This is a genomic window from Microcoleus sp. PH2017_09_SFU_O_A (genome assembly GCF_020738625.1).
In the GTDB taxonomy this organism is placed as follows: Bacteria; Cyanobacteriota; Cyanobacteriia; order Cyanobacteriales; family Microcoleaceae; genus Microcoleus.
Map to the genome: position 1 here is coordinate 1 of NZ_JAEQCF010000050.1, position 21,517 is coordinate 21,517.

The following is a 21,517-nucleotide window of genomic DNA, read 5'->3' on the forward strand; positions in this document are numbered from 1 at the left end:
GAGGGAGATACGGCGACGTATGCTCTCTTACCCGACAATCGCACGTCCGGTTCTAACTGAGAGGGGCGGGGAATAATATCCCCCCTCGACTCAACCAGATTGTTGTAGGATGTGCACCGCGCAGACAGAAGAGTGGACGAAGGGAATTCGCGCCTATACAAACAAAACCCCAGGAATGCGGGTTCAAGAAACAAGAGGGGGCGAATGGAATTCGCGCCTGTACAAACAAAACCCGCAGGAGTGCGGGTTGAAGAAAGGGTGGTTGAAATTACTTTATTGTCTTCCGTCGGCAGAGGCGGACATTGTTTGTCTGGGCGCGGTTTCAACCGCCGTCTTTGCGATCGCGGTTTTTTCTTTCGTCTTCAGTGCCAATTCGATCGCGCGCAATCGGTTCTAGCGGCACTGCGCGATCGGGCGAAATCCCCAATTTGTTAATATCCGTGTGGTTCGGTGTCTCGTACTTCGCAACAGTTACAGCCAACCCGGAACCGTCGGACAAATCAAACAGCGACTGAATCAGTCCTTTCCCGAAAGTCTTTTCGCCCACCAGTTGAGCTCTGCCGTTATCTTGCAGCGCACCCGCCAAAATTTCGCTAGCACTGGCCGTTCCCTTGTTCACCAAAACAATCAGCGGATCGCCAGTTAAGGCTTGTCCAGAAGCCTCAAAACTGCCGAGAATGCCTTGTCTGTTGACTGTGTAGACGATCGTCCCAGAATCGATCCACAGGCGCGCAATTTCAATCCCCGCTTGCAACAGCCCGCCCGGGTTGTTCCGCAAATCGAGAATGTAGGAGGCGGCGCCTTGTTTTTCCAAACGATCGATCGCATGGGCGACTTCTTCGGTGGCGTTAGCGCTGAATTGACTCAGGCGAATGTAGCCCAGCGGTAAATTGTCCGGCCCGGACTGCAATTCGGCATAAACCGGATTGAGAGCAATGCGATCGCGCACCAGCTCAATGTCTTCAGGAACCTCCCTTCCTTCGCGTCCCAAGGTCAAAGTAACAGGAGTGCCGATGCGGCCCCGCATTCGAGTTGCTGCTTCGTCCAGGCTCAATTCTGAGGTAGGAGTGCCGTCAATTTTCAAAATGCGATCGAGCGGTTGAATGCCGGCTTTATCCGCCGGCGAGCCCGCCAAAGGAGCCACTACTGTTAGGGTATTTGTCTCGGGGTCGATCGCAATTTGTAGCCCAACTCCCGTCAATTCTCCCGAAGTGTTGACCTGCAAACTGCGGTACTGTTCCGGTTTGAGCAGTCGAGTAAAAGGGTCGTCAAGATTTGCCAGCATCCCTTGAATCGCCGTGTAAGTCTGCTGTCTGTCGTTGAGCGGTTCCTTGACGGCTTTTTCGCGAATCGACCACCAGTTTTTCGAGTTGAAGCTCTCGTCCACATAAGAGCGGTTGACAATTCGCCAAGCTTCGCTCAACAACTGCTGTTCTGGAGTTAGCGCCGCCGCCGGAAGAGCCCATGCGCCTAGAACCAGGACGACTTGGAGGAAGAAGATAATTGCTGTCTGGAAAACTCGTCTCTGCATGATTTTTTTGTCTCAAAGATAGGCAAGTATGGCATTTCCTGTATTTTAAGTTTGTAAGCTTTTAAGCTTTTGTGCAGTCAACTGTCCCGGAGACATTCAGGATTCATCATTGCCCAGCCGCGAACAAAAAATTAGTTAATTGTAACATTTAATCGCAAATTTAGTGAAGTTTTATCATGAATATTAAATTTTACCTCCCAGCCACCCTCTGGCGGACTCGGACTTTGCTCCTGGGCTGGGTTCTTGGCTGTATGCGAGCTTGGGGCGGATGTTGAGCTGGCAGAAAATGCTATTTGAGACGAAGGCAAAAGCATCGCTCCGTGAAATTTGTACAGCAATTATGTTACATTTTTTATCACAGTCTGGAATTCGATCGCGCAACGCCAGCGAGTAGGGCTCAGCTCTAGCTTGGTTTCCCAGTGCTCGCGGGCGATCGCACAAGAGATTTCCTTTCATGAGCTCCAAATTTAAAAATAGCCTCAGGCATTTGCTAGTAAAAGCCAACTGCTCGGCGCGGGGCGACAAAAAAACCTTGTGGCTGCTGAGAATGAACCTCAACCACAGCAATATTCTTTTAGGAATTCTGGCTCCATGTTTTCTAAACAAATCACCGACTCAAAAACCTTCCAGTGGTTTGATGAACGCCTGGAAATTCAGGCGATCGCAGACGACATCACTACAAAGTATGTACCTCCCCACGTCAACATCTTCTATTGCTTGGGCGGCATTACTCTAGTTTGTTTTCTAATCCAGTTTGCCACCGGCTTCGCCATGACTTTCTATTACCGTCCCACGGTAGCAGAAGCTTTTTCTTCAGTGCAATATCTGATGAATGAAGTCAACTTCGGCTGGCTGATCCGCTCAATCCACCGCTGGTCTGCCAGCATGATGGTACTGATGATGATTTTGCACACCTTCCGGGTTTACCTGACCGGCGGCTTCAAAAAGCCCCGCGAATTAACCTGGGTGACAGGAGTAATCTTGGCGGTTCTCACTGTTTCTTTCGGCGTGACCGGCTACTCTCTGCCTTGGGATCAAATCGGTTACTGGGCAGTTAAAATCGTTTCCGGCGTACCAGAAGCCATTCCCTTTGTCGGTTCTACACTGGTAGAACTGCTTCGCGGCGGTGTCAGCGTCGGTCAAGGCACTTTGACTCGTTACTACAGCTTGCACACTTTTGTGTTGCCTTGGCTGATTATCGTCTTCATGCTGGCTCACTTCTTGATGATTCGCAAGCAAGGCATTTCTGGCCCATTGTAAATTTTGAGTTGTGGGGGAGGTATTTTTTTGCCCCCCTGCGGAATTTTGGGTTGAAAATTCAGAATTCATCTCTCATCAGAAAATTGGGTTTGAAACCCCGTCCTTCCAGGACGGCTTTACAAATCTTTCAGTATAATTAAGGTGGTCCTTGACCCACCCGAGACGATGGATTCAGACAGCCTAACGAGCGAAGTCCAGTAAAACTGGTGGCGCAGACAAATCGGTAGACCGGGAAAAGAGGATAGGGCAATGGACAGTCCACCCCTAGAATCAACCAAAAAAATGAGAACTCCTTTTTTGGATTTCGACACACAAGAACCGCAAGGCTTGCGGGGATAGTCTGTGGAGCGAACGTAAGGCCATAAACTCGCGCCTAGGGTGGAGGCAGTTGCGATGAAGCAGAAACCTAAATCGTGAGGTTTAGGAATCACCGTCCGTTTTACGGCGGTGAGGATGTCAAGATATTTATTACGGTCAATACTTCGTGCGATCGCCCCGCTGATTCGGACTAACGAATACAGCGGAATGCCAGGCCCGGGCAAAACTAAAAGGAGAACACTCTCACTATGTCTATTATCAAAAAACCAGATTTGAGCGATCCAGAGCTACGCGCTAAGCTCGCTAAGGGCATGGGTCACAACTATTACGGCGAACCAGCTTGGCCCAATGACTTGCTCTACGTTTTCCCAATTGTGATCATGGGAACGATTTCTCTGTGCGTCGGCTTGGCTGTACTAGACCCGGCTATGATTGGCGAACCTGCCAATCCTTTTGCTACTCCGCTAGAAATTCTTCCGGAATGGTATTTGTGGCCTGTGTTCCAACTCCTGCGCGTTTTGCCTAACAAATTGTTGGGTATTGCTTGCATGGCCGGTGTTCCAGTTGGCTTGATTTTGATTCCGTTCATCGAGAATGTTAACAAGTTCCAAAATCCGTTCCGCCGCCCTGTTGCTACTACAGTCTTCCTTTTTGGAACTGCGGTAACTCTGTGGTTGGGTATTGGTGCTATTTTCCCGATCGACAAATCTTTCACGCTGGGTCTGTTCTAAGATTTAAGTTTGTTTGATTTTGACGCCCGCGGGTTTCCGATAAAGTGCTTTTGTACTGCTAGGAAACTTTCGCGGGCGTCATTTTATTTGGGATTTTAGACTTTAAACAGATCGATATAAAAAATACCAATTTTACATGAAGTTGCATAGAATAAAATATGTCATTTTCGATCTAGATGATACACTTTGTGATTATCAGAAAGCTAAAAAAAATGCAATCAGTCTTGTTAATCGAGTTCTTGAATCATCTGGCATAGATGTTAATCAATTTTGGAATAGTTATAGCTTGATAGAGCCTACCTTGTTCCGACAGTTTGTTAAGGGAATTATTTCTAGGGACGAGTATAGGTTGCGTCGCTATGCTGATGTTATACCAGGCGAACGCGAAAATCGTTTAGCGTTTTCTTCAGCACTAAATGATATTTATATGAAAGAGGCAAATCACGGAATAACATTATTTGATGATGTTATTCCATCGCTAAAAGATTTACGAAAAAAAGAAATTAATACCGCTATTCTTACAAATGGACCTTCCGACGGACAAAGGGACAAAATCAAGGCATTAAAATTAGAGGAATATATTAACAAAATCTATATTAGTGAAGAAATTGGTTTTGGCAAACCTAGCTCTAAAGTTTTTAAATTTGTTATAGATGATTTAAATATAGAACCATCACAAGTGTTAATGGTTGGTGACTCAATCGAAGACGATATCGAAGGGGCTAAGCAGCTTAAAATCAAAACAGTTTTAGTCGATCGAGAAGGAAAATATTTTGACTATAAAGGCACAAAAATTTTCGATCTATCAAGTTTGAAAGAGATGTTTGATAGCAATTTAATATGAAGCTGCCTCGAATAAAGATTCAAAAATTAAATTGTAAGAAGATAGCGAACAAATTTATTCAGGTGTGATTTGTTGCAGAACAAGATTCAGTCGTTCATGCAATTCCACAAGTGTCAGAAATACTTCTCCCTTGAGCGGTGCGACTGTTTTTTAGTTGTTGCTCGCTTGCTCTGTGCACTTTCTGCGATCGCCAGAATCAGTGTGCCATAACTCATGACCTCTCAACAGTATCTTTATTCTATAGCCTTTCAAGCTCTCATATGAGGTACTCATGGGCATGGGGCATAGAGCATGGGGCATAGGGCATAAGACTAGCGGGCATACCTCACTTTTTTGAGAAAGGCTATATCTAACTTGATGTAAAATTGGTATAACTATATATCTGTTTCTTAATGTTTAGAGAAATCTTCCGGTTTTACCCAAGGGCAAACGGCATAAATATTAAGTTAACTATCGATCGATGCCGCTCGTACTAATCAATCAAAGACAATTGATTTTAAAGTTTAGCAACTTTTAGCAAAAAGTATCTTAATTATGACGAACCTAAATTTAGAAGGTGTCTTCTCATCATTTATGAACCCGGCACTGCATGAGTTTCAGACTTGGACTTTGGAAAATCCGACAGAAAGCCTCAGCAAAACGTTCCTGCCGATAATCAGTCTTATAGAAGGTTTAATTGCCAACGAACCCACCTATTTGCCAATAAAACGGCTGGCTTTCGGGGCTAATTTTTGCTGCGCGGGACAAGTCGTGATGGGAGAATTTGCAACACTCGAAGAAGCACTCACATCGCCTCAGGCGCGCGGATGGCGGCTGGGTACTTCTGTACTCGATCCGGATCTCTCCCCCAACCAAGATGTCGGCGGTAGGAACCTTTTCCTGCTGTCTTTGTCCGATCGCGAACCAGACGGTAGCAGCAACCACGCAGCATTCCGAAGCTGTATGCAAAAGTATCTTTTCAACAGCGCCACAACCGATCGCCAAGAAGACGAAATCAGCAGGCGGTTGCTCGATCGCCTAGCATCAGATTATACCGAGATGCCGCACGGTGCGGGGGGAACATTTTTTACCGATGTCAGGCGCGGTTGGATGGGATTTTTAGTTCCATACCTGCACTACGTAATTTTTGGGATTAACCCAGATGACAAGTCTGCGATCGAACTTCTCACCGATTTACATTACATCCGCCAAAGCCCAGCGCACTACTTCGCCGTCGCGGGCAGCCTGCTGCAAAGCCTGAACCTGTTTGGACACGGGGATTTGTCGGCTTTAATCGAGCGCGCGGCGACTATCTACGAAAATTCTCCTGCCCTAGCCGACTTCGAGGTGAGCTCGGAAAACAACGGCATGACTAGGCGGGAATTGGCAAAGCTGATGACAGCAATTATGGGGATAGCGGGACTGCAAGGCCCCCTGCACCTAGGCTACACAGCTATGGGATACCGCCCTCTCCCGGCGTATAAAGGAACACAGACGGCTCAAATTAATCCGACTGAGTTTTGGGACGATCTCGATTTGGACGATCGCCAGTCGATCGAGCTTTTCCTGTTGGAATGCGGGCGCCTCTGGGCTCCCGTCAGCGCCACCCACCGAGTCGCGACAGAGCCATTTACCGCCACGGTAGGGGGCAGACAGCGCACTTTTCCCGCCGGAACCAAGGTACTGATACCGCTCAGTTTGGGGCATCTAGACGCGAGTTTCTGGGGTTCTACGGTGTACGAATTCAACGCTAAGCGCGAGAATTTGTGCCCTTATCATATGGGTTTTCATTCGGTGGGCGATCGGAGTGCGGGACGGATTTGCCCAGCTAAAGATATCGCACTGAAGATGCTGGTGGATGTCATTAGTACCGTTGGTAAAGTTCGGCGATCGTAACAGGCAAGATGCCTGTTCCACAACACATCAAATTGCTTGTGGAGTGGGCGTCCCGCCCGCCCTTAAAAAACACGCAAGATGCCTGTTCCACAACACATCAAATTGCTTGTAAAGTGGGCGTCCCGCCCGCCCTTAAAAAACACGCAAGATGCCTGTTACACAACGAACTCAAGGGGGTATATAACCAGAGACTAAATCACAATTTTTTAGAGGTTAAATAATACCATGTTAATTGAAACAAAGAAACTAAAAGACATCGCAACCTGGATGAAAGCAGAACATCCACCGGAGTTTCCAGAAGCCCTGCAAGGTATCTTCTTTATGGACGGGAATATTTTGCCAGACTATTGTCTGACGATGTACAATTCAGAATGGAATCCTGGCCAACGAACATTATTGCTGCGGATTTATGAACCAGTTGTCTGGACATTTCATTCATCAATGGCGGGACGGATGTTACTTTATGCCGTCAAATTTTCTCGCTTCAGCTACTTGTTTCGCTTCTCAGATGCAACTTTGCAGCACGGGCACATCACGCCGATCGCGTTTGGATTGTCTGTACCGCCGTGGATTATGGATTTTTTGATCGATCGCGATCCGAACACTCCCAATGGGGATATCTGGGATCGCAGAAACTCGTTTTTCGGCAGAGCTCCTGAAAAAGGCTATACACTCCGCAGAGTTGTAAACAAAGATAGCAGCCCCACAGCAGCATTTCCTGATTTTCTGTCGAAAGTTGGCAGTGATTGTTTAATTATTGCTCAAGAGTGAAAATATTTAGGACAACTTAGGTACGTAGTTGCGCTTCAGCGCTCTTTATAAGATTAGCAAAGAGCGCTGAAGCGCAACTACATACCTTGATCGGCTATACTTTTCGTAGTTTTATATTTCCTATCCTGACTATAAAACCACGCTGATTCAAGAAAATATGTGGGGGTTAAGCTATGGTGGATAGTTTATCAATTCCAGAAGATTATAATATTTTCCTGCGGGAACTGAAAGAACGCATCCGCAATGCTCAAGTACGGGCAGCAGTTTCTGTTAACCGAGAATTAGTGTTGCTTTATTGGCAAATTGGACAGGATATTTTAAATCGGCAACAGCAGCAAGGATGGGGTGCTAAAGTTATAGACACTTTGGCTGCTGACTTGCAAAAAGCTTTTCCTGAGATGAAGGGTTTTTCATCTCGCAATCTGAAATATATGAGGAGTTTTGCGGAAACTTACCCAGATTTTGAATTTGTGCAAGAGGTGCTTGCACAAATTACTTGGTATCACAATATTGCCTTAATGGAAAAGGTTAAATCCACAGAGGAACGTCTGTGGTATGCAAGACAAACTATCGAGCAAGGATGGAGTCGAAATGTGTTAGTTCATCAGATAGAAAGTAGACTATACCGGCGGCAAGGGAAAGCTGATACTAATTTCTCTCGCACTCTGCCAAATCCTCAATCAGAACTGGCTCAACAGTTATTTAAAGACCCTTATAATTTTGAGTTTCTCAGTTTAGGCAAAGCAGCAAAAGAGCGCGATTTAGAGCAGGCTTTGATTGAACGCATCCGCGATTTTTTGCTGGAATTGGGAGTAGGGTTTGCTTTTGTCGGGAGTCAGTATCATCTAGAGGTTGAAGGGGAAGATTTTTATATTGATTTATTATTTTATCATTTACGTTTGCGTTGTTTTGTGGTAATTGACTTGAAAGTGGAAGCGTTTAAGCCGGAATTTTCGGGAAAGATGAGTTTTTACGTTTCGGCTGTGGATGATTTACTCAAACACCGGGACGATATGCCGACTATTGGGATGATTTTATGCAAGAATAAAAAGCAGAAGATTGTGGAATATTCTTTGCGAGACATGAATAAGGCGATCGGGGTTTCGACTTATCAATTGCGGGAGACTTTACCGGAACAGTTACAGGGGAGTTTGCCGACTTTTGAGCAGTTGGAAGCTGAGTTAGAAGCGGTAGATGTGGAGATTGAGGAGGAGTTATGACAAAAACAATGGAATAATTGACGAGATGGCATTCGACAACATTTAACAGCACATTCCGACACTACGATCGCCCGAGTCACAGCAAAATTCCCGGAAAATAACCGAAATGGCGATCGCCATCTATGACATAGGTTTGTGTACAATCTAAAAAAACCTACGACAAAACTTGTGCATTCTATCAATTAAAATGAAACCAAAAAGTTCACTAACTCCTATTGCCACTAAAATCAAGAAATGGGTTCAAACAGCCAAGGAACTTGAAAAAACTCGATTTGCTATATCCATAACCAGACTGACAAGTATCAAAAGTTTGTGTACCGATCGAGTTGCGGCCGAAAAATTTGCGCTGTACATTTCTCAGCGAGTACAACACGAGATGAATCAAGCTACTTGTCCCGAACACTATACCGAGGAAGAATGGGAACAGCACAAACAGGTAATAGCTGAAGGAATCGCCAAAATGGAAATTCACCTGGAAAATCCTAGTAATGAAGGCGAGCAATCTATCCGTAAGTTATTGAGAACAATTAATAGCCTACAAGGAGACGATCGTCGTAATGTTGCCTGGGGAACAGTACATTTTGTCCGCAGTGGAAATTTACTAAAATTAGACTATGCACTGCGTTGTTTCACAGACAACGATTTTCCTTATTGGATCTATAAACTAGCTAAAGAATACGTAGAAAGTTATGCCCCGGAGTATGGTTCAGGTATAACTCCTAAATCTGTACCGATGTTGTTAGAAGTAGCAGAATTTTGGTGTCAGTATTATTTCTCTCAAAGTTTGAGTGAGAAATTTCCTGGTTTTGCCTAAAAGAGGATCCAGAGGATGACGTTTTGTACTCCACTGTCACGAACTCAGCAATACCAAGAGTCACTGCTAAAAACAACAAAACCTTCTCAAACGAGAAGGTTTTATCACGATCTTTATCACAATCGGAGCGGCGGGATTTGAACCCACGACCCCTACTACCCCAAAGTAGTGCGCTACCAAGCTGCGCTACGCCCCGACAGCTTTAACAGCTTAGCATAGAATCTCAGAAAAAGTCAAAAAACTTTTAAAACTTTGGTTGCCTGCACCAAACTCGGAACCGCAGCCGCCGCCCAAAAACCCTCGCACCTCCTACCAGCATTCAAGATCAACTGCACGCTGTAAGCTTCGGGATAGCCTTCTAACTGCACCCACAACAAGTCGCTTTCGGCTTCAATGGCGATTTTTTCCTCGTCCATTAACTCAGAGGCCATTTGACTCATTGTGGCGGCTAATTGTCCCAACAACCGGCAAAAATCGTTTAACTCGGCTTCGGTGAGTTCGATCGCCCAACCTTCCCCAGCCACCAAACCCTGAAACTCTTCTGCGTTTGGGTTCCATCCCAAACGCCAGCCCGCACCAGTCTTAATTACACGTTCCATCTGGCGATTTTAGATTTTGGATTTTGGATTTTAGATTGATTAGGTGATTTTATGGCTTATATCATGTCCAGTCGATTACGATAACAACAACGGTTCGTAGTGCGGACTTCAGTCCGCACTCCCGCTGCGGACTGAAGTCCGCACTACGAACCAATCTGTTTATGCCGAAAAGACGCGTTACACCAGGCAGATTAGCCAAAAACCCGGTTTCTAGGCCTCCTTCAAGCTTACGGTGTCAGCAACTTTGCATCTCCCGGCTGCGGCTGCGGTATTTCCGGGGAAGTCGATCGCCCTTTTGGTGTTTCGCCCGCCGCCGGTGTGCGCGATGGCCCCGAATTCTCGGTAAAAACATCAACCAAAGCTTGAACCAAAGCATCCCGCTGTTTTCTATTTAAACTTTGAATAGCAGCGCGATCGCGTTCCATCGGATTTTCTCGCAAAACATCTTTTCCCGGATACACGCCTTCCACCAAATAATCGGGAGTCGCCCCCAGATAGTCAGCTAAACTCAACTTCCAATCAAAACGGTAATTCGGCGGCCGTCCTTTGACAAACACATGATATCTAATCAAGCGCCCAACTAAAGTATTGTTGGGATCTACTTTGCCGGTTTCCTTAGAAATGTAGTTATTCTCGATCGGCAAATCCGGCACTTTTTCATACACCAATTTCCACGCATCTTGCGCCCTCAATTGCTGTGGCGCCGATTGTTGAGCAACCAGTCCTCTAGACCCAGAACCACGCAGCAGCGAAGGTTCCAAAGCCGACACACTTAATTTACCCGATTCCAATACCCCACTCAAAAGCGTAAAAATCGCCACACTCAAAGTAACTAACAGAAAACTGAAGCCCAGCTTGAATTTCTTTTTCACGGTTTTGACAATAATTTCAATTCAAAAATAGAATAATTTCCTAAACTCACCTACCAGCCTATATCCTAATCTCTCATCTTAGGATTTACGAAAATCAACCCGGTTGGGAGCATCCCGATTTGGTAAAAAGCGTTTCTTCGCAGTGCGAGCGTCCCGCTCGCTTGCGTATATAGATGTAACTTGCTTGCGTATATAGATGTAACTTGGTCTCCGGCTAGCACTCGTTTGAAAGCTAAAAATAAACCGGATTTTTCTGCCAGTCGCGCCAGTCTGGTTGAAGAAAGTTTTGAGTTTTGAATTAACAAAAATTGTTGAAATTCACCACTCAAAACTCAAAACTCCCCAAGTCTAGATATCCCCGATAATTTCCGGCTGAGTGAGTTCGTCCGACATCTCAAATATCGCCCGCATCACAGGTTTCATCATTTGATGGTCGTCCATATTGTCAAAATCTTCATAGCGACGGCGTTTGGCGCGGTTCGCCACTTGCACCGTAATCCGATAGCGATTGGATGCAGCACCGATCAACTCTTCTGCCCGACGGGTTAGCTGAGTTGAATCGAAGGTTGGACGCTTAACCATGAGATTACCTACTTTATCTAATGTTACATTCTAGTCTAGTATGCGAAGATTCAAAATTACTAACTGAGTATCATTGCTTATGCAGGCAACAACAGCCTATTCCTTTGGTCACTTGCATCAGGTAAATTCTCATCCTCTCAAATTGGTTGCTTTCGGCGACAGTTTAATCTACGGTTTCGGCGACGGTGTAGGCGGGGGTTGGGTGGAAAGATTGCGGCGACAGTGGATGTTAACGGAGAGTGCAGGACACGTTTTATACAATTTGGGCGTTCGGGGCGATCGCACGTATCAAGTCGCCCAGCGCCTCGAAAACGAGTTTCGGCACCGGGGCGAGCTCAGAAACCGCGTCCCGGATGCCATCATACTGTCGGTAGGCCTCAACGATACGGCGAGAGTGCAATCGCCTACTGGGCGCAGTTATACTGATTTTGAACATTTTAAAACTGTTTTGGATAATTTGTTAAATTTATCGCAACAACTTTGTCCGGTGATATTTGTCGGGATGGTGCCGGTGGATGAAAGCAAAATGCCTTTTCAAGATTGTTTGTACTACAATCACGCTGACCAATATCGCTATAAAGAAGCCACAAAGTTAGCTTGTTTGGAACGGGGAATTCCCTATTTAGATATTTTTGATAAATGGATCGATCGCGGTAATATTTGGTGGCGTTCTTGTCTGACTTCGGATGGTCTCCATCCCAATGAAGTCGGTTATCAATGTTTATTTGAAGATGTGACAAGTTGGGAACCGCTACTCGCTATTAGTCATTAGTTATTAGTCTAGGTACGTAGTTGCGCTTTAGCGCTCTTTTCAATTAGTCATTAATCTAGGTACGTTGTTGCGCTTCAGCGCTCTTTCCGATATCCCAAAAGAGCGCTGAAGCGCAACTACATACCTTTTACGTACCTTTATAAGTTCCAGGTAGATAAGGAAGATAAGCAACATAAGGATTTTAAGGAATTTAAGCATTTTAAAATCGACCAACCAGCATAAAAATATTTATTTTAAAAGACCGTATCTTCCCCTCGCCACAAATAAAAGCATTTAATAATGATGACATCACTGAGCACAAGAGCAAGCTAGGCAAGAATCAATCAACGATAAATAGCCGGATAAAGGCTTGCTTTTTTCTCAATAAAAAACTTGTGTAAATTGGAGAATCAAAAATGTCTGTATCTCAACGCATTAAATTCGGCACATCTGTTATATTAACATTGGCAACCGTTGCCGGAACCGCAGCGCCGATGCTGACTCCTGCGCCTGCTATTGCTGAAACAGCTTTTTCGGATGTTAGTAATAACTATTGGGCGAAAGACTTTATTCAAGATTTGTCAGAAAGAGGCATTATTAAAGGTTTTCCCGATCGCACTTTCCGCCCGGATGCACTGGTAACGCGGGCGGAATTCGCGGCAATGATCCGTTCTGTGAAAAAGGCGAAAACTCGCGCTGCTATAGGTTTTGTCGATGTTCCGTCTAATTTTTGGGCGCGGGGGGCGATCGCCGAAGCTTATGAAATGGGATGGATGTCTGGCTACCCCGGCAATGTTTTCAGGCCATCACAGCAGATTCCTCGCGTTCAAGTTGTAGTGGCTTTAAATAACGGGCTGGGTTATGAGCCTGCTTGCAATTTTCAAGATGTTCTCAGCTACTATAATGATGCGGGTGAAATTCAAAGTTATGCTGTGAAAAGTGTGGCTGCTGCTACTGAAAAACAGTTGGTTGTCAGCTATCCCAATCCTAAATCCCTGAAGCCAAACCAGTCAGCCACGCGGGCGGAAGTAGCTGCTTTTATCTATCAAACATTAGTCAGTACCAATCAAGCAAGAGCAATTAATTCTCCTTACATTGCTAAGATTGATATTGGCCAGAGTGTTGCTGTGAAAATCCCCAGCGGGGTGACTATTCCCATCGAGTACGCCAAAGGCAAAATTTTGCTCGCCCCCAATGACAAGTCTCCGATTACGCTGACTGTGGCTGCGGATATCGCAGGAAGTAATGGCAAGGTTATGATACCCGAAGGCTCGAAAATTAGTGGCGAATTGCGATCGACTGCTGAGGGCGTTCAGTTTGTGGCGCAAGAGTTAAGTATCATCAACGGTAGCAGAGTTCCTCTGAATGCTACTTCGCAGGTGATTACTCGCAAAGAAACTGTGACTAAGGGCGTGAATGTTGGTAATCTGATTAAGAACACGGCTTTGGGTGCAGCAGCGGCGGCGGCGATTGCGGGAGTTACGGGCGATCGGGCGATCGCCACTGAAGAGGTACTCGGCGGCGCAGGAGTCGGTACTTTGGTTGGGGTATTTTTGGGTCGAGATAAAGTCGATTTGTATGCTGTTAATCCCGACACCGATTTAGATTTGTTGTTGAATTCTGACTTGGTATTGGGTACTGCAAATACAGGCATTTGTCGCGCTCGATAAAAGGAATTTCCGCAACGAGCAATGTACGGGATGTAACGAACGTAACGGATGTAAGTGATGCAGGCTGAACTCAGAAACCGGGTTTCTTTGGAGATTGATTGTTACTAAACTAACAAACTCGTAGAAACCCGGTTTCTAGCCGAAGAGTGTACAGGCTGAACTCAGAAACCGGGTTTCTTTGGAGATTGATTGTTACTAAACCAAAAAACTCGTAGAAACCCGGTTTCTCGCCCTGGCGCGTCAGCCTTATTTAAATCAAAATTTCTACGAACATCCCAGACTTTCTCGCGTAGAAACTCCCGTCACGGGATTGACACCATCGGCTTTTTCGCACATCATTGTTACTTGATAAGCATCGATAATTGCGTCGGTAAAATCAGCCCCGGAAATGGCTGCATCAAAAAAACGACTTCGAGTCATAATTGCTTCGGTGAAATTAGCATTCGTCAAATTAGCGCCGTCGAATGTAATTCTATCGGCTAAAGCACCGGACAGATTTGCACCTGACAAGTTGGCCTTCCACAAAACTCCCTTAGTCAAAATCGCATTGGTTAAATCAGCGCCTTGAAAGTTGGTTCCCCGCATCTCGGCGGCGACGAATGTTCCGCCCGCTAAGTCAGAATTGGAGAAATCGCGATCGGACAAGTTAATATTTGTGTAATTAATATTTTTTTTTGGTAGCGCAAATGCCGGAGTAGCACTCAGCATTACCCACCCAAAGGCTAACACTACACTTATAATTAGGCTCAGTAAAATTCGGAATAGACTTTTCATGATGATGAGAATAGGGAATAGGGAATGGGGAATTGGGAATTGGGAATGGGGAATTGGGAATGGGGAATTGGGCATTGGGCATTGGGCATTGGGCATTGGGCATTGGGAAGAAGGGAAAACAGGGCATTGCAAGCAACAAATAACCAATAACCAATAACCAATAACCAATAACTAATAACCAATAACTAATAACTAATAACTAATAACTAATAACTAATTAAATCGCTTTACCAAATCTTCGCCGACGCGAAGTGTCAAGTCAGATTCAATTTCACCAGTAGAAGATGCTTCTATTTTACCATAGCCTAAAGTTTTTTGCAGAAGATTTGCTGCTTCTAAATCGCCTTGCTGTACAATAATTTGACTTTGACGTTGCTTGTCGGGCCAATCTTTGACTACAGATACGTTAGAAAAGCCCTTTTTTCTGAGAAATTCAGCGACGGTTTTGGCGGTTTTTGGGTTGCTAGAAGCATTTTGGACGGCGATTTTGAGGCTGCTGGGTGAAACCGGCTGGCTGGGATTGGCGTTTCGCCCTTGGGCAAAATCCGCTGCGCCTTGTTTGAAATATTGTGTCATAATGCGATCGCGCCCAGCAACATCGACAATCCAATAACTCCTCAAATCCCCTTGTGATGAGCTAGAGCGTCCCGGTAACATCACCATTTTAAAATTATCTCGCTCCAATTGCAAACCGAAATTTGCGATCGTCAATATTTCCTCAAAATTTAGGTTTGTATCTACATATTTTTGCATCAATCGCACAATTTGTGGCAATCGCACCAATACTGATGGACTTGCGAGGCGGTTGCGAATAGCTTGAATTAAAGATTGCTGTCGCCCAATTCGGCCGATATCTCCCAAACCGTCGTTGCGAAATCGAGCCAATTGTTCTGCTTCTTCTCCGTTGAGATTTTGCCATCCCTGTGCTAAATTTATGCTTAACTTTTGGGCTTTATCTGTATAGGACATCGCCCGAGGTACAAATACCTCAACTCCGTCCAACAAATCGACTAATTCCCGAAACGCAACGCTGCTGACTCGCACGTATCTTTCAATTGTTGCATTGTTGGCGATAGTGCTCACCAATCGCGCCGCCAAAACTGCTCCTCCTCTGGCATTTGCTTCGTTAATTTTGCTGAAGCTAATTCCGGGAATTTCGACTTTTGTATCTCGCGGAATTGAAAGCAAACTAATAGATTTCTCTCTAGGATCGAGGTGGAATAAGAGTATTGTATCGCTGCGGCCGTTAAAAATCTTGCGGGAATTGGGGACAGATCCGGGTACGCGGTCAATTCCGAGGATTAAGATATTAACAGGCCGCGAGAGGCGGTATCCAGAGCGGTTGGATGATATATAGTTAAAGCCTGTAGCGTCTAGGACTTTGCTAATCATTTGCGGTTCCACGGGTGCTAAGAGGGCGGTAATTGCCCCGAGTCCTGCGGAGATGGCTGCTGTGACAATTAGCACAAATAGCCCAAATATACATAGTGCTAATTTGAGCTTTTGTCTAGATTTGCGATCGGCTGGTTTAACAAAGTTTCTCTTAAAGATTGACAAGTTTTTCATTGACTTGCTCTTGATTATTACATTTTTTCAGCTTTGCAATAAAACTTGGGCGGTGCTTCTAGAAAGTATTTAAACAAAGCCGGACAAAGCCAGCCTTCGAGATTTTCGGCTTCCCACCGATACCAGTTTCCGCCGTATTCTGTTTTAAACCAAGCCATTTCTGCTTGATATCCGGGAAATGGATTGGCTGAAAATAATAGTCGGAAACCTTGAGCGGCGTTGGGAATGTCTGCGACAAGTACGTTAATCATTTCGGGGACGCCCTGAACAAATGGTTCTCGGACAAGTCCGGCTCGCTCGTCGTCAAAAACCCAGGTGTACTGTTCGCGATAGGGGAAAATTACCATCATGGCATTTGACATCGTATTCTCCTCTTTTTATTTTGTTTTTTGGGGATATAAATACAAGTCTTGATACATTATATTCGGTGCAGCGGAAGTTGTGTAAAATCCGATTTTCGTACCGTGTTTTAATGCTAATTTAAAATAAATTGCTACAATTCTTAATCTTGTACCAATTATTAAAACTCGCAGTTCTGTGAACTAGACGGTATTGTCGTATCCCTACAGATGCTCGCATACTATTTATAATATTTTGCCAGTTTTTTTAGGATTCGTATTAGTTGCTTAATTTTAGATAGTGAATATTTTAAATATAATTTTTTGCAATATTTATTTTGATATAGTGGCTCTCAGAAAGATAAGGTACGTTGTTGGGCTTCAGCCCTCTTACCGTAGATTGTAGACCAATACGGTTCATTTAAGAATAGTCAGGCTGCTAAAAGATGCTTGTATTTCCTGTAAATTCGTGAGATTAAACTCATTTGAAAGCTTTAATCCAAGCGTATTTAGGTATATTTGGTAAAAGCTGTTGTTGGGTAAGTTGGTAGATCACAAATCTTCGGAGGGCCCAAGCCCAACAACGTACCTTTTTTCGGAGGGCCCAAGCCCAACAACGTACCTTTTTTTTGAGGATTACTATAGTTAAGGTTTAGGTTTTTTGGGAATCTCCCGCTGAATTTCCTGTTAGCTCAGCTAGCGCTTTCGCTAAATATTCATACTGTGGCAAGGTATTATAAAATTGAGCTGAAATCCTCACCAGCCGCTTGCTAGAATCTGGCCAAGGAATAACCGGCACTTCTATTTTAAAAATCTGCCACAGCACCTCTTGCAATGGTGGAATTCCACCCGTTGCAGCGGCGTCAGGCTGTTCGTCGGCTAGTGGTATAACAGCCATAGAACCTACCATTTCATCGGGACAAGGCAGCGGCAAATCTAATTTATCTGCTAATATTTGTCTCCCAGCCAATGCTAAATCATGATTCTTTGCCATCAATTCCGGCCAGCCGCCACTCAACAAAGAACCCATGAAATCAATGGCTACAGGTACGCACAAATAGGGACTTGGATCGACTGTTCCCATCCAGTCAAATTCTAGTTGAAAGCGTGATTTGTCGGCGCGCGGTGAGTTGGCGCCGTGACTGATGGTAGTTGGCCGAATGCTATCTTGTTTGTCTCGCCTCACGTACAGAAAAGCTGCACCTTTCGGCGCGCACAGCCATTTGTGGCAATTTCCTGTGTAGTAAGCGGCGCCGATTTCTTCTAAATTCAGTGCTACCATTCCCGGTGCGTGAGCTCCGTCTACTAATACATCTACGCCGCGATTAGCTAATTCGCCGACTAACTGTTTGATGGGAAAAATTAAACCTGTTTGGCTGACAATGTGGTCTAATAAGGCTAATTTTGTTTGCGGGGAAACGCACTTAATTATTGCTTCAATAATTTGTTCTGGCGATTCAATGGGAAATGGTATTTCTGCTACTATTACTTTGGCGCCTGTGCGCTCTGCGATAAAATCTAGTGTGTTGCGACAGGCGTTGTATTCCTGATTTGTGGTTAGCAATTCGTCGCCCGGACTAAAATAGAGCGATCGCAAAACGGCATTGACTCCAGTGGTAGCATTCGGCACAAAGGCTAATTCTTCTTCGCCTGCACCAATAAAGGTGGCTAACTGATTTCTGGCGTTATCTAACAGCGGCTCAAATTCCCGCATTAAAAAGCGCAATGGTTCTCTTTCCAGTTGTTCTCGAAAACTGGTTTGCGCTTCCAGTACGGGAATCGGACAGGCTCCAAAGGAACCGTGGTTGAGGAATGTGATTTCGCGATCGAGTAACCAATATTCGTTAATCATTAGTTATTAGTCATTAGTTATTAGTGCGAGCGTCCCCGCTCGCGAACCCTATTAGTCATTAGTCTGTCAACTGTCAACTGTCAACCATTTTACCTTTTAATTGCTCAAATTCTTCTAGTGTATTGCAATTCGATAGCATGACTGCTTCTCGTTCCCCTACGGGTAGAGGGATTACTTGGATTTGATTTAACCACTGTTGAAATGAATGTCCCCCTTTGTCAATAAAACTTTGCAAGCTGGACAGAGATTGTTTGCGGTAGAAACCGCATAATGGCTCCCAGCGCGAATTTTGATAGGGGACAACTGCTAAGGTAGATGGGGGAAACTCTGTTAACTTACTCGCCCAATTATCAATGATTCGGGAATCTAATAAGGGCAAATCGCAAGCTAATAGCAAAATCCAGTCGGCAGAAATGTCCGTCAGTCCTTGAGTTAATGCCACTAAGGGGCCGGAACCCGGATTGTACTCTACCAGAAATTGGGATTTTTGGGTTGGGGTCGATCGATAGCGATCGGGCCAAGCAGTCAAAACATACACTTCTGGCGTTAAGGCTGCTGCAACCTCACACGCCCGCTGCAACAGGCTTTTACCCTCAATTTCTAGGAGAGATTTATCTGTACCCATCCGCGAACTTTGACCGCCTGCGAGCACAATTACTGCTATTTTATGGTTAATCATTGGGCATTGGGCATTGGGCATTGGGCATTGGGCATTGGGCATTGGTCATTAGTTAACGGTTAACTGTCAACTGTCAACTGTCAACTGTCAACTGTCAACTGTCAACTGTCATTAGCACTCAACCTGATTGATTGTGCTCAATTCAAAGCACTAACGGCTTTGCTAACTTCCTCAAGTTTTTGCACTACTTGACCGCTGCTTAATAAGGTTTCTGCCTCAATCAAACCAGAGTCCATATCCAAACAAATTCCGCTGCGCCACAGATAAAATCCGCCGTTCCAGATAGCAGATTGCATCATTTCTGAGGGTTTTCCTAACAAAACTTCCTGCATTTGTTTGAATAACTCAGATGCTGATTCAAAGGCGGGATTTGTACTGCTAAAACCGTAATCTCCGTGGGCTAAAAGCACTCGCTCGAACTCGGCGCCCGGTTTAGCAATGCCGATAATTGCAGTTCGATCGCGCGGCAAGTCGCAACTGCCCTCCAATCCTTTGACTGTGGTATAATTTTTGACTCCCCGCAACTCAAAGGCTGCTTGAAACATACCCTCTGTAGGCGGGTGCACGTAGCCTGAGATGACGTTAACGTCGCCGGCGCAGGGACACCACATCAATTCCATTGTCGAAAAAGGCGGCCGTTTGCCGATTTCGCGGCGGTAGGGCACTAAACTCGCGGCTTGAGGAAAATGCTTGGGAAGGTAAACAAAACCTAAACCCGTACTGTTAAAAACTTGCTGGACTTTTTCTAAACGGAGTTTTCTCCAGTCAACTCCTAAACCGCGCCAAATTTCGATTAGGGGAATGCCTTCTTTGGTTGGCATTGTCTCCCCTCCGTGCATGACGGTTGGGACGCCAGAGGCGGCTAATATTAGGGCGGTTATTGGGCTAATTGGAGCGGTGCGCGATCGCCCGTCGTAGGCTACGCCAAACACGGCGACGCTAGAAACGGCAAATCCTTTTTCTCGGTTGGGAGGGGCAAGCATCGGCCCCAATTCTTCGTAAGCATCCAGCATTCCGGCTAATTCTTCGCCGGTGGGCCGTTTGATGCGATGGGAAATCATGAAAGCTCCGATTTGAGTCGGTGTTGCTTCTCCTAGCAGCATCATTCGCGTGGCTGCTGCTGATTGCGATCGAGTTAAGTTTTCTCCTGTGTGTACTCCACTGCCAATTTTTCGTAGCAATTCTCTAAATGCGTCACTCATAATTATTGAAGTTGGTCATTGGTCATTGGGCATCGGGCATTGGGCATTGGGCATTGGGCATTGGTTATTGGTTATTCGTTATTGGTTATTCGTTATTCGTTATTGGTTATTCGTTATTGGTTATTCGTAACGCCATAAAATCTCAAATTTCAAATCTCAATTATAAACAGGTATTAATTTCCGGATTTTACTACTTTGATGACATCACATGGTGGTACAAGTTCCCGTACCAGATTCCAGAAATGGGCGATCGGCGGAATTTGCATTCGATCGTGAGTTGTTACCAACACCACTTCGCGAGTCCAAGTCGGATCGATCGCCGATTGTCCGTTAGCGAAGCCCTCGAAGAGGATCGCCGAAACCTTGGAATTTGGGCGCTCAAGAGCGATCGATCGAATTGCTAAAGTGCGATCGGCCTTAGCGTCTAGCAAAGCTGAATGCGGCAGCAAAGCAATCAATTCTCCCTGGCGCACCACGCCTCGAAAAGCATCGAGAGTGTTGAGTTCCAAAACAGCATGAAGTTTAGCACCGATGCGTCCGAATTGCTCTTGTACCATGCGCTGCATTCCGTACCCGTCCTTAAACACCACTTGCGGGTAACAAATCAATTCCGGCCAAGGTACTCGATCGTACTGGGCCAGGGGATGACTCGCGGCCATTAATACCTCGATCGGCTCATTGTAGAGCACCTCAACCAACATTTCCGGGGCTTGAGTAAAATAGCGGTTGTTCATCACCACCGCGATGTCCACCAAACCGTCTTTGAGAACTTTCAAAGCTCGATCGCTTCCCAGGGATGTCACGCGCAACTGCACCTCAGGATAGCTGCGACAAAACCTTTGCAGCACAGGCGGTAAATAAGCAGCGCAAACCGAGTGAATCGCAGCCACGCAAAGTTCCGGCTGTTTTCCCGCCAGCAAGTCTCCCAATTCGACCGCAGCATTTCGCCAACTCTGACAGATTTTGCGAGCGTGAGGTAACAGGCGTTCCCCTCCCACTGTCAGCTTGGCGTGGGCGGTGCGGTGAAACAGCGACAAACCCACTTCCGCTTCAAGTCCCTGCACTTGACGGCTAATAGTCGATTGGGTGACGCCGCACTTCCGGGCTGCTTGCTGAAAGCTACCGGTTTCAGCAACTGAAAGAAATGCTTGAAGCTGCTCTAAGCGCATGGATGTTTAATTCGAGATGGTTTGAGAACTTTGACTGGGAGATCGTCAGAGACATTAGAGACCTTAACCGATTTAGTAGAATAATTTAGTACGTCTTGA

At 45.5% G+C, this 21,517-nt stretch carries 23 protein-coding genes and 1 tRNA gene; 10 read left to right on the forward strand and 14 right to left on the reverse strand.

What is annotated here, in order from left to right; translation table 11 throughout:
• The 3 genes from JGK16_RS19165 to JGK16_RS19175 all read right to left on the reverse strand — a co-directional run.
• On the reverse strand, positions 1 to 326 hold a 326-nt coding region (locus JGK16_RS19165), incomplete at its 3' end, for a hypothetical protein (protein WP_293203337.1).
• Positions 323 to 1,531 (reverse strand): carboxyl-terminal processing protease CtpA, encoded by a 1,209-nt coding sequence (gene ctpA / locus JGK16_RS19170; RefSeq protein WP_293203338.1) that lies wholly within the window; start codon positions 1,529 to 1,531, stop codon positions 323 to 325. The genes JGK16_RS19165 and ctpA, both read right to left, overlap by 4 nt.
• Positions 1,532 to 1,714: 183 nt before the next feature.
• On the reverse strand, positions 1,715 to 1,987 hold the full coding sequence (locus tag JGK16_RS19175; RefSeq protein ID WP_293175028.1) for a hypothetical protein: 273 nt from the start codon (positions 1,985 to 1,987) through the stop codon (positions 1,715 to 1,717).
• A 135-nt stretch (positions 1,988 to 2,122) separates the two neighbouring features.
• Between JGK16_RS19175 and petB the strand changes: the two genes are divergently transcribed.
• The 7 genes from petB (at position 2,123) to JGK16_RS19210 (ending at position 9,364) form a co-directional block, all read left to right on the forward strand.
• Positions 2,123 to 2,791 (forward strand): cytochrome b6, encoded by a 669-nt coding sequence (gene petB / locus JGK16_RS19180; protein ID WP_293175031.1) that lies wholly within the window; start codon positions 2,123 to 2,125, stop codon positions 2,789 to 2,791.
• A 566-nt stretch (positions 2,792 to 3,357) separates the two neighbouring features.
• Complete coding sequence (gene petD, locus JGK16_RS19185; RefSeq protein ID WP_293175034.1) at positions 3,358 to 3,840, forward strand: cytochrome b6-f complex subunit IV; 483 nt, start codon at positions 3,358 to 3,360, stop codon at positions 3,838 to 3,840.
• A 136-nt stretch (positions 3,841 to 3,976) separates the two neighbouring features.
• Positions 3,977 to 4,684 (forward strand): HAD family hydrolase, encoded by a 708-nt coding sequence (locus JGK16_RS19190; protein ID WP_293175037.1) that lies wholly within the window; start codon positions 3,977 to 3,979, stop codon positions 4,682 to 4,684.
• Positions 4,685 to 5,218: 534 nt separating this feature from the next.
• Positions 5,219 to 6,559, forward strand: coding sequence for a cytochrome 450 (locus JGK16_RS19195; protein WP_293191797.1), 1,341 nt, complete (start codon positions 5,219 to 5,221; stop codon positions 6,557 to 6,559).
• Between the two features lie 225 nt (positions 6,560 to 6,784).
• Complete coding sequence (locus JGK16_RS19200; protein ID WP_293191800.1) at positions 6,785 to 7,330, forward strand: hypothetical protein; 546 nt, start codon at positions 6,785 to 6,787, stop codon at positions 7,328 to 7,330.
• 173 nt (positions 7,331 to 7,503) lie between these two features.
• Positions 7,504 to 8,550, forward strand: a complete 1,047-nt coding sequence (locus JGK16_RS19205; protein ID WP_293191803.1) for a PDDEXK nuclease domain-containing protein — start codon at positions 7,504 to 7,506, stop codon at positions 8,548 to 8,550.
• Between the two features lie 187 nt (positions 8,551 to 8,737).
• A complete protein-coding gene (locus JGK16_RS19210) occupies positions 8,738 to 9,364 on the forward strand; it encodes a hypothetical protein (protein WP_293191806.1) in 627 nt (208 codons plus the stop codon).
• 122 nt (positions 9,365 to 9,486) lie between these two features.
• Here the strand turns inward: JGK16_RS19210 and JGK16_RS19215 are convergent.
• From JGK16_RS19215 to JGK16_RS19230, 4 genes are all read right to left on the reverse strand, one after another.
• Positions 9,487 to 9,560 (reverse strand) — tRNA-Pro (locus tag JGK16_RS19215).
• Between the two features lie 37 nt (positions 9,561 to 9,597).
• Complete coding sequence (locus tag JGK16_RS19220) at positions 9,598 to 9,963, reverse strand: DUF1818 family protein (protein WP_293175052.1); 366 nt, start codon at positions 9,961 to 9,963, stop codon at positions 9,598 to 9,600.
• A gap of 227 nt (positions 9,964 to 10,190) precedes the next feature.
• Entirely contained in the window at positions 10,191 to 10,835 is a 645-nt protein-coding gene (locus JGK16_RS19225; RefSeq protein ID WP_293175085.1) for a hypothetical protein, read from the reverse strand.
• 348 nt (positions 10,836 to 11,183) lie between these two features.
• Positions 11,184 to 11,417: a DNA-directed RNA polymerase subunit omega gene (locus JGK16_RS19230; protein ID WP_293175087.1), complete on the reverse strand. Its 234-nt coding sequence runs from the start codon at positions 11,415 to 11,417 to the stop codon at positions 11,184 to 11,186.
• A 79-nt stretch (positions 11,418 to 11,496) separates the two neighbouring features.
• Between JGK16_RS19230 and JGK16_RS19235 the strand changes: the two genes are divergently transcribed.
• Together JGK16_RS19235 and JGK16_RS19240 are read left to right on the forward strand one after the other, a co-directional pair.
• Positions 11,497 to 12,189: a GDSL-type esterase/lipase family protein gene (locus JGK16_RS19235; RefSeq protein WP_293175089.1), complete on the forward strand. Its 693-nt coding sequence runs from the start codon at positions 11,497 to 11,499 to the stop codon at positions 12,187 to 12,189.
• A gap of 395 nt (positions 12,190 to 12,584) precedes the next feature.
• A complete protein-coding gene (locus tag JGK16_RS19240; RefSeq protein ID WP_293191808.1) occupies positions 12,585 to 13,838 on the forward strand; it encodes an S-layer homology domain-containing protein in 1,254 nt (417 codons plus the stop codon).
• A 264-nt stretch (positions 13,839 to 14,102) separates the two neighbouring features.
• Here the strand turns inward: JGK16_RS19240 and JGK16_RS19245 are convergent, their stop codons facing one another.
• A complete protein-coding gene (locus JGK16_RS19245; RefSeq protein WP_293175093.1) occupies positions 14,103 to 14,612 on the reverse strand; it encodes a pentapeptide repeat-containing protein in 510 nt (169 codons plus the stop codon).
• Positions 14,613 to 14,636: 24 nt separating this feature from the next.
• Between JGK16_RS19245 and JGK16_RS19250 the strand changes: the two genes are divergently transcribed.
• Complete coding sequence (locus tag JGK16_RS19250) at positions 14,637 to 14,762, forward strand: hypothetical protein (protein WP_293175095.1); 126 nt, start codon at positions 14,637 to 14,639, stop codon at positions 14,760 to 14,762.
• A 63-nt stretch (positions 14,763 to 14,825) separates the two neighbouring features.
• Here JGK16_RS19250 and JGK16_RS19255 read toward each other — a convergent pair whose 3' ends face one another.
• The 6 genes from JGK16_RS19255 to JGK16_RS19280 form a co-directional block, all read right to left on the reverse strand.
• On the reverse strand, positions 14,826 to 16,178 hold the full coding sequence (locus JGK16_RS19255; RefSeq protein ID WP_293175097.1) for an LCP family protein: 1,353 nt from the start codon (positions 16,176 to 16,178) through the stop codon (positions 14,826 to 14,828).
• Between the two features lie 17 nt (positions 16,179 to 16,195).
• Positions 16,196 to 16,540 carry a DUF6717 family protein gene (locus JGK16_RS19260; RefSeq protein ID WP_293175099.1) on the reverse strand — a complete coding sequence of 115 codons (345 nt, stop codon included), beginning with the start codon at positions 16,538 to 16,540 and terminating at the stop codon, positions 16,196 to 16,198.
• A gap of 628 nt (positions 16,541 to 17,168) precedes the next feature.
• A complete protein-coding gene (locus JGK16_RS19265) occupies positions 17,169 to 18,368 on the reverse strand; it encodes an aminotransferase class V-fold PLP-dependent enzyme (RefSeq protein ID WP_293175101.1) in 1,200 nt (399 codons plus the stop codon).
• Between the two features lie 73 nt (positions 18,369 to 18,441).
• Positions 18,442 to 19,047, reverse strand: a complete 606-nt coding sequence (locus JGK16_RS19270) for a molybdenum cofactor guanylyltransferase (protein WP_293191811.1) — start codon at positions 19,045 to 19,047, stop codon at positions 18,442 to 18,444.
• Between the two features lie 137 nt (positions 19,048 to 19,184).
• On the reverse strand, positions 19,185 to 20,249 hold the full coding sequence (locus JGK16_RS19275) for an anthranilate phosphoribosyltransferase family protein (protein ID WP_293191814.1): 1,065 nt from the start codon (positions 20,247 to 20,249) through the stop codon (positions 19,185 to 19,187).
• A 173-nt stretch (positions 20,250 to 20,422) separates the two neighbouring features.
• The gene (locus JGK16_RS19280; RefSeq protein ID WP_293175107.1) at positions 20,423 to 21,418 is read right to left on the reverse strand and encodes a LysR family transcriptional regulator; all 996 of its coding nucleotides are present in this window, start codon (positions 21,416 to 21,418) and stop codon (positions 20,423 to 20,425) included.
• Positions 21,419 to 21,517 lie beyond the last annotated feature (99 nt).

Bases quoted from the DNA above. Each gene is read 5' to 3' on its own strand.
- JGK16_RS19270 (WP_293191811.1), bottom strand. From the start codon at position 19,047: ATGATTAACCATAAAATAGCAGTAATTGTGCTCGCAGGCGGTCAAAGT.
- JGK16_RS19190 (WP_293175037.1), top strand. From the start codon at position 3,977: ATGAAGTTGCATAGAATAAAATATGTCATTTTCGATCTAGATGATACA.
- JGK16_RS19195 (WP_293191797.1), top strand. From the start codon at position 5,219: ATGACGAACCTAAATTTAGAAGGTGTCTTCTCATCATTTATGAACCCG.
- JGK16_RS19205 (WP_293191803.1), top strand. From the start codon at position 7,504: ATGGTGGATAGTTTATCAATTCCAGAAGATTATAATATTTTCCTGCGG.
- JGK16_RS19265 (WP_293175101.1), bottom strand. From the start codon at position 18,368: ATGATTAACGAATATTGGTTACTCGATCGCGAAATCACATTCCTCAAC.
- JGK16_RS19250 (WP_293175095.1), top strand. From the start codon at position 14,637: ATGGGGAATTGGGAATTGGGAATGGGGAATTGGGAATGGGGAATTGGG.
- JGK16_RS19280 (WP_293175107.1), bottom strand. From the start codon at position 21,418: ATGCGCTTAGAGCAGCTTCAAGCATTTCTTTCAGTTGCTGAAACCGGT.
- JGK16_RS19235 (WP_293175089.1), top strand. From the start codon at position 11,497: ATGCAGGCAACAACAGCCTATTCCTTTGGTCACTTGCATCAGGTAAAT.
- JGK16_RS19210 (WP_293191806.1), top strand. From the start codon at position 8,738: ATGAAACCAAAAAGTTCACTAACTCCTATTGCCACTAAAATCAAGAAA.
- JGK16_RS19275 (WP_293191814.1), bottom strand. From the start codon at position 20,249: ATGAGTGACGCATTTAGAGAATTGCTACGAAAAATTGGCAGTGGAGTA.
- petD (WP_293175034.1), top strand. From the start codon at position 3,358: ATGTCTATTATCAAAAAACCAGATTTGAGCGATCCAGAGCTACGCGCT.
- ctpA (WP_293203338.1), bottom strand. From the start codon at position 1,531: ATGCAGAGACGAGTTTTCCAGACAGCAATTATCTTCTTCCTCCAAGTC.
- JGK16_RS19175 (WP_293175028.1), bottom strand. From the start codon at position 1,987: ATGAAAGGAAATCTCTTGTGCGATCGCCCGCGAGCACTGGGAAACCAA.
- JGK16_RS19240 (WP_293191808.1), top strand. From the start codon at position 12,585: ATGTCTGTATCTCAACGCATTAAATTCGGCACATCTGTTATATTAACA.
- JGK16_RS19260 (WP_293175099.1), bottom strand. From the start codon at position 16,540: ATGTCAAATGCCATGATGGTAATTTTCCCCTATCGCGAACAGTACACC.
- JGK16_RS19255 (WP_293175097.1), bottom strand. From the start codon at position 16,178: ATGAAAAACTTGTCAATCTTTAAGAGAAACTTTGTTAAACCAGCCGAT.
- petB (WP_293175031.1), top strand. From the start codon at position 2,123: ATGTTTTCTAAACAAATCACCGACTCAAAAACCTTCCAGTGGTTTGAT.
- JGK16_RS19230 (WP_293175087.1), bottom strand. From the start codon at position 11,417: ATGGTTAAGCGTCCAACCTTCGATTCAACTCAGCTAACCCGTCGGGCA.
- JGK16_RS19220 (WP_293175052.1), bottom strand. From the start codon at position 9,963: ATGGAACGTGTAATTAAGACTGGTGCGGGCTGGCGTTTGGGATGGAAC.
- JGK16_RS19200 (WP_293191800.1), top strand. From the start codon at position 6,785: ATGTTAATTGAAACAAAGAAACTAAAAGACATCGCAACCTGGATGAAA.
- JGK16_RS19245 (WP_293175093.1), bottom strand. From the start codon at position 14,612: ATGAAAAGTCTATTCCGAATTTTACTGAGCCTAATTATAAGTGTAGTG.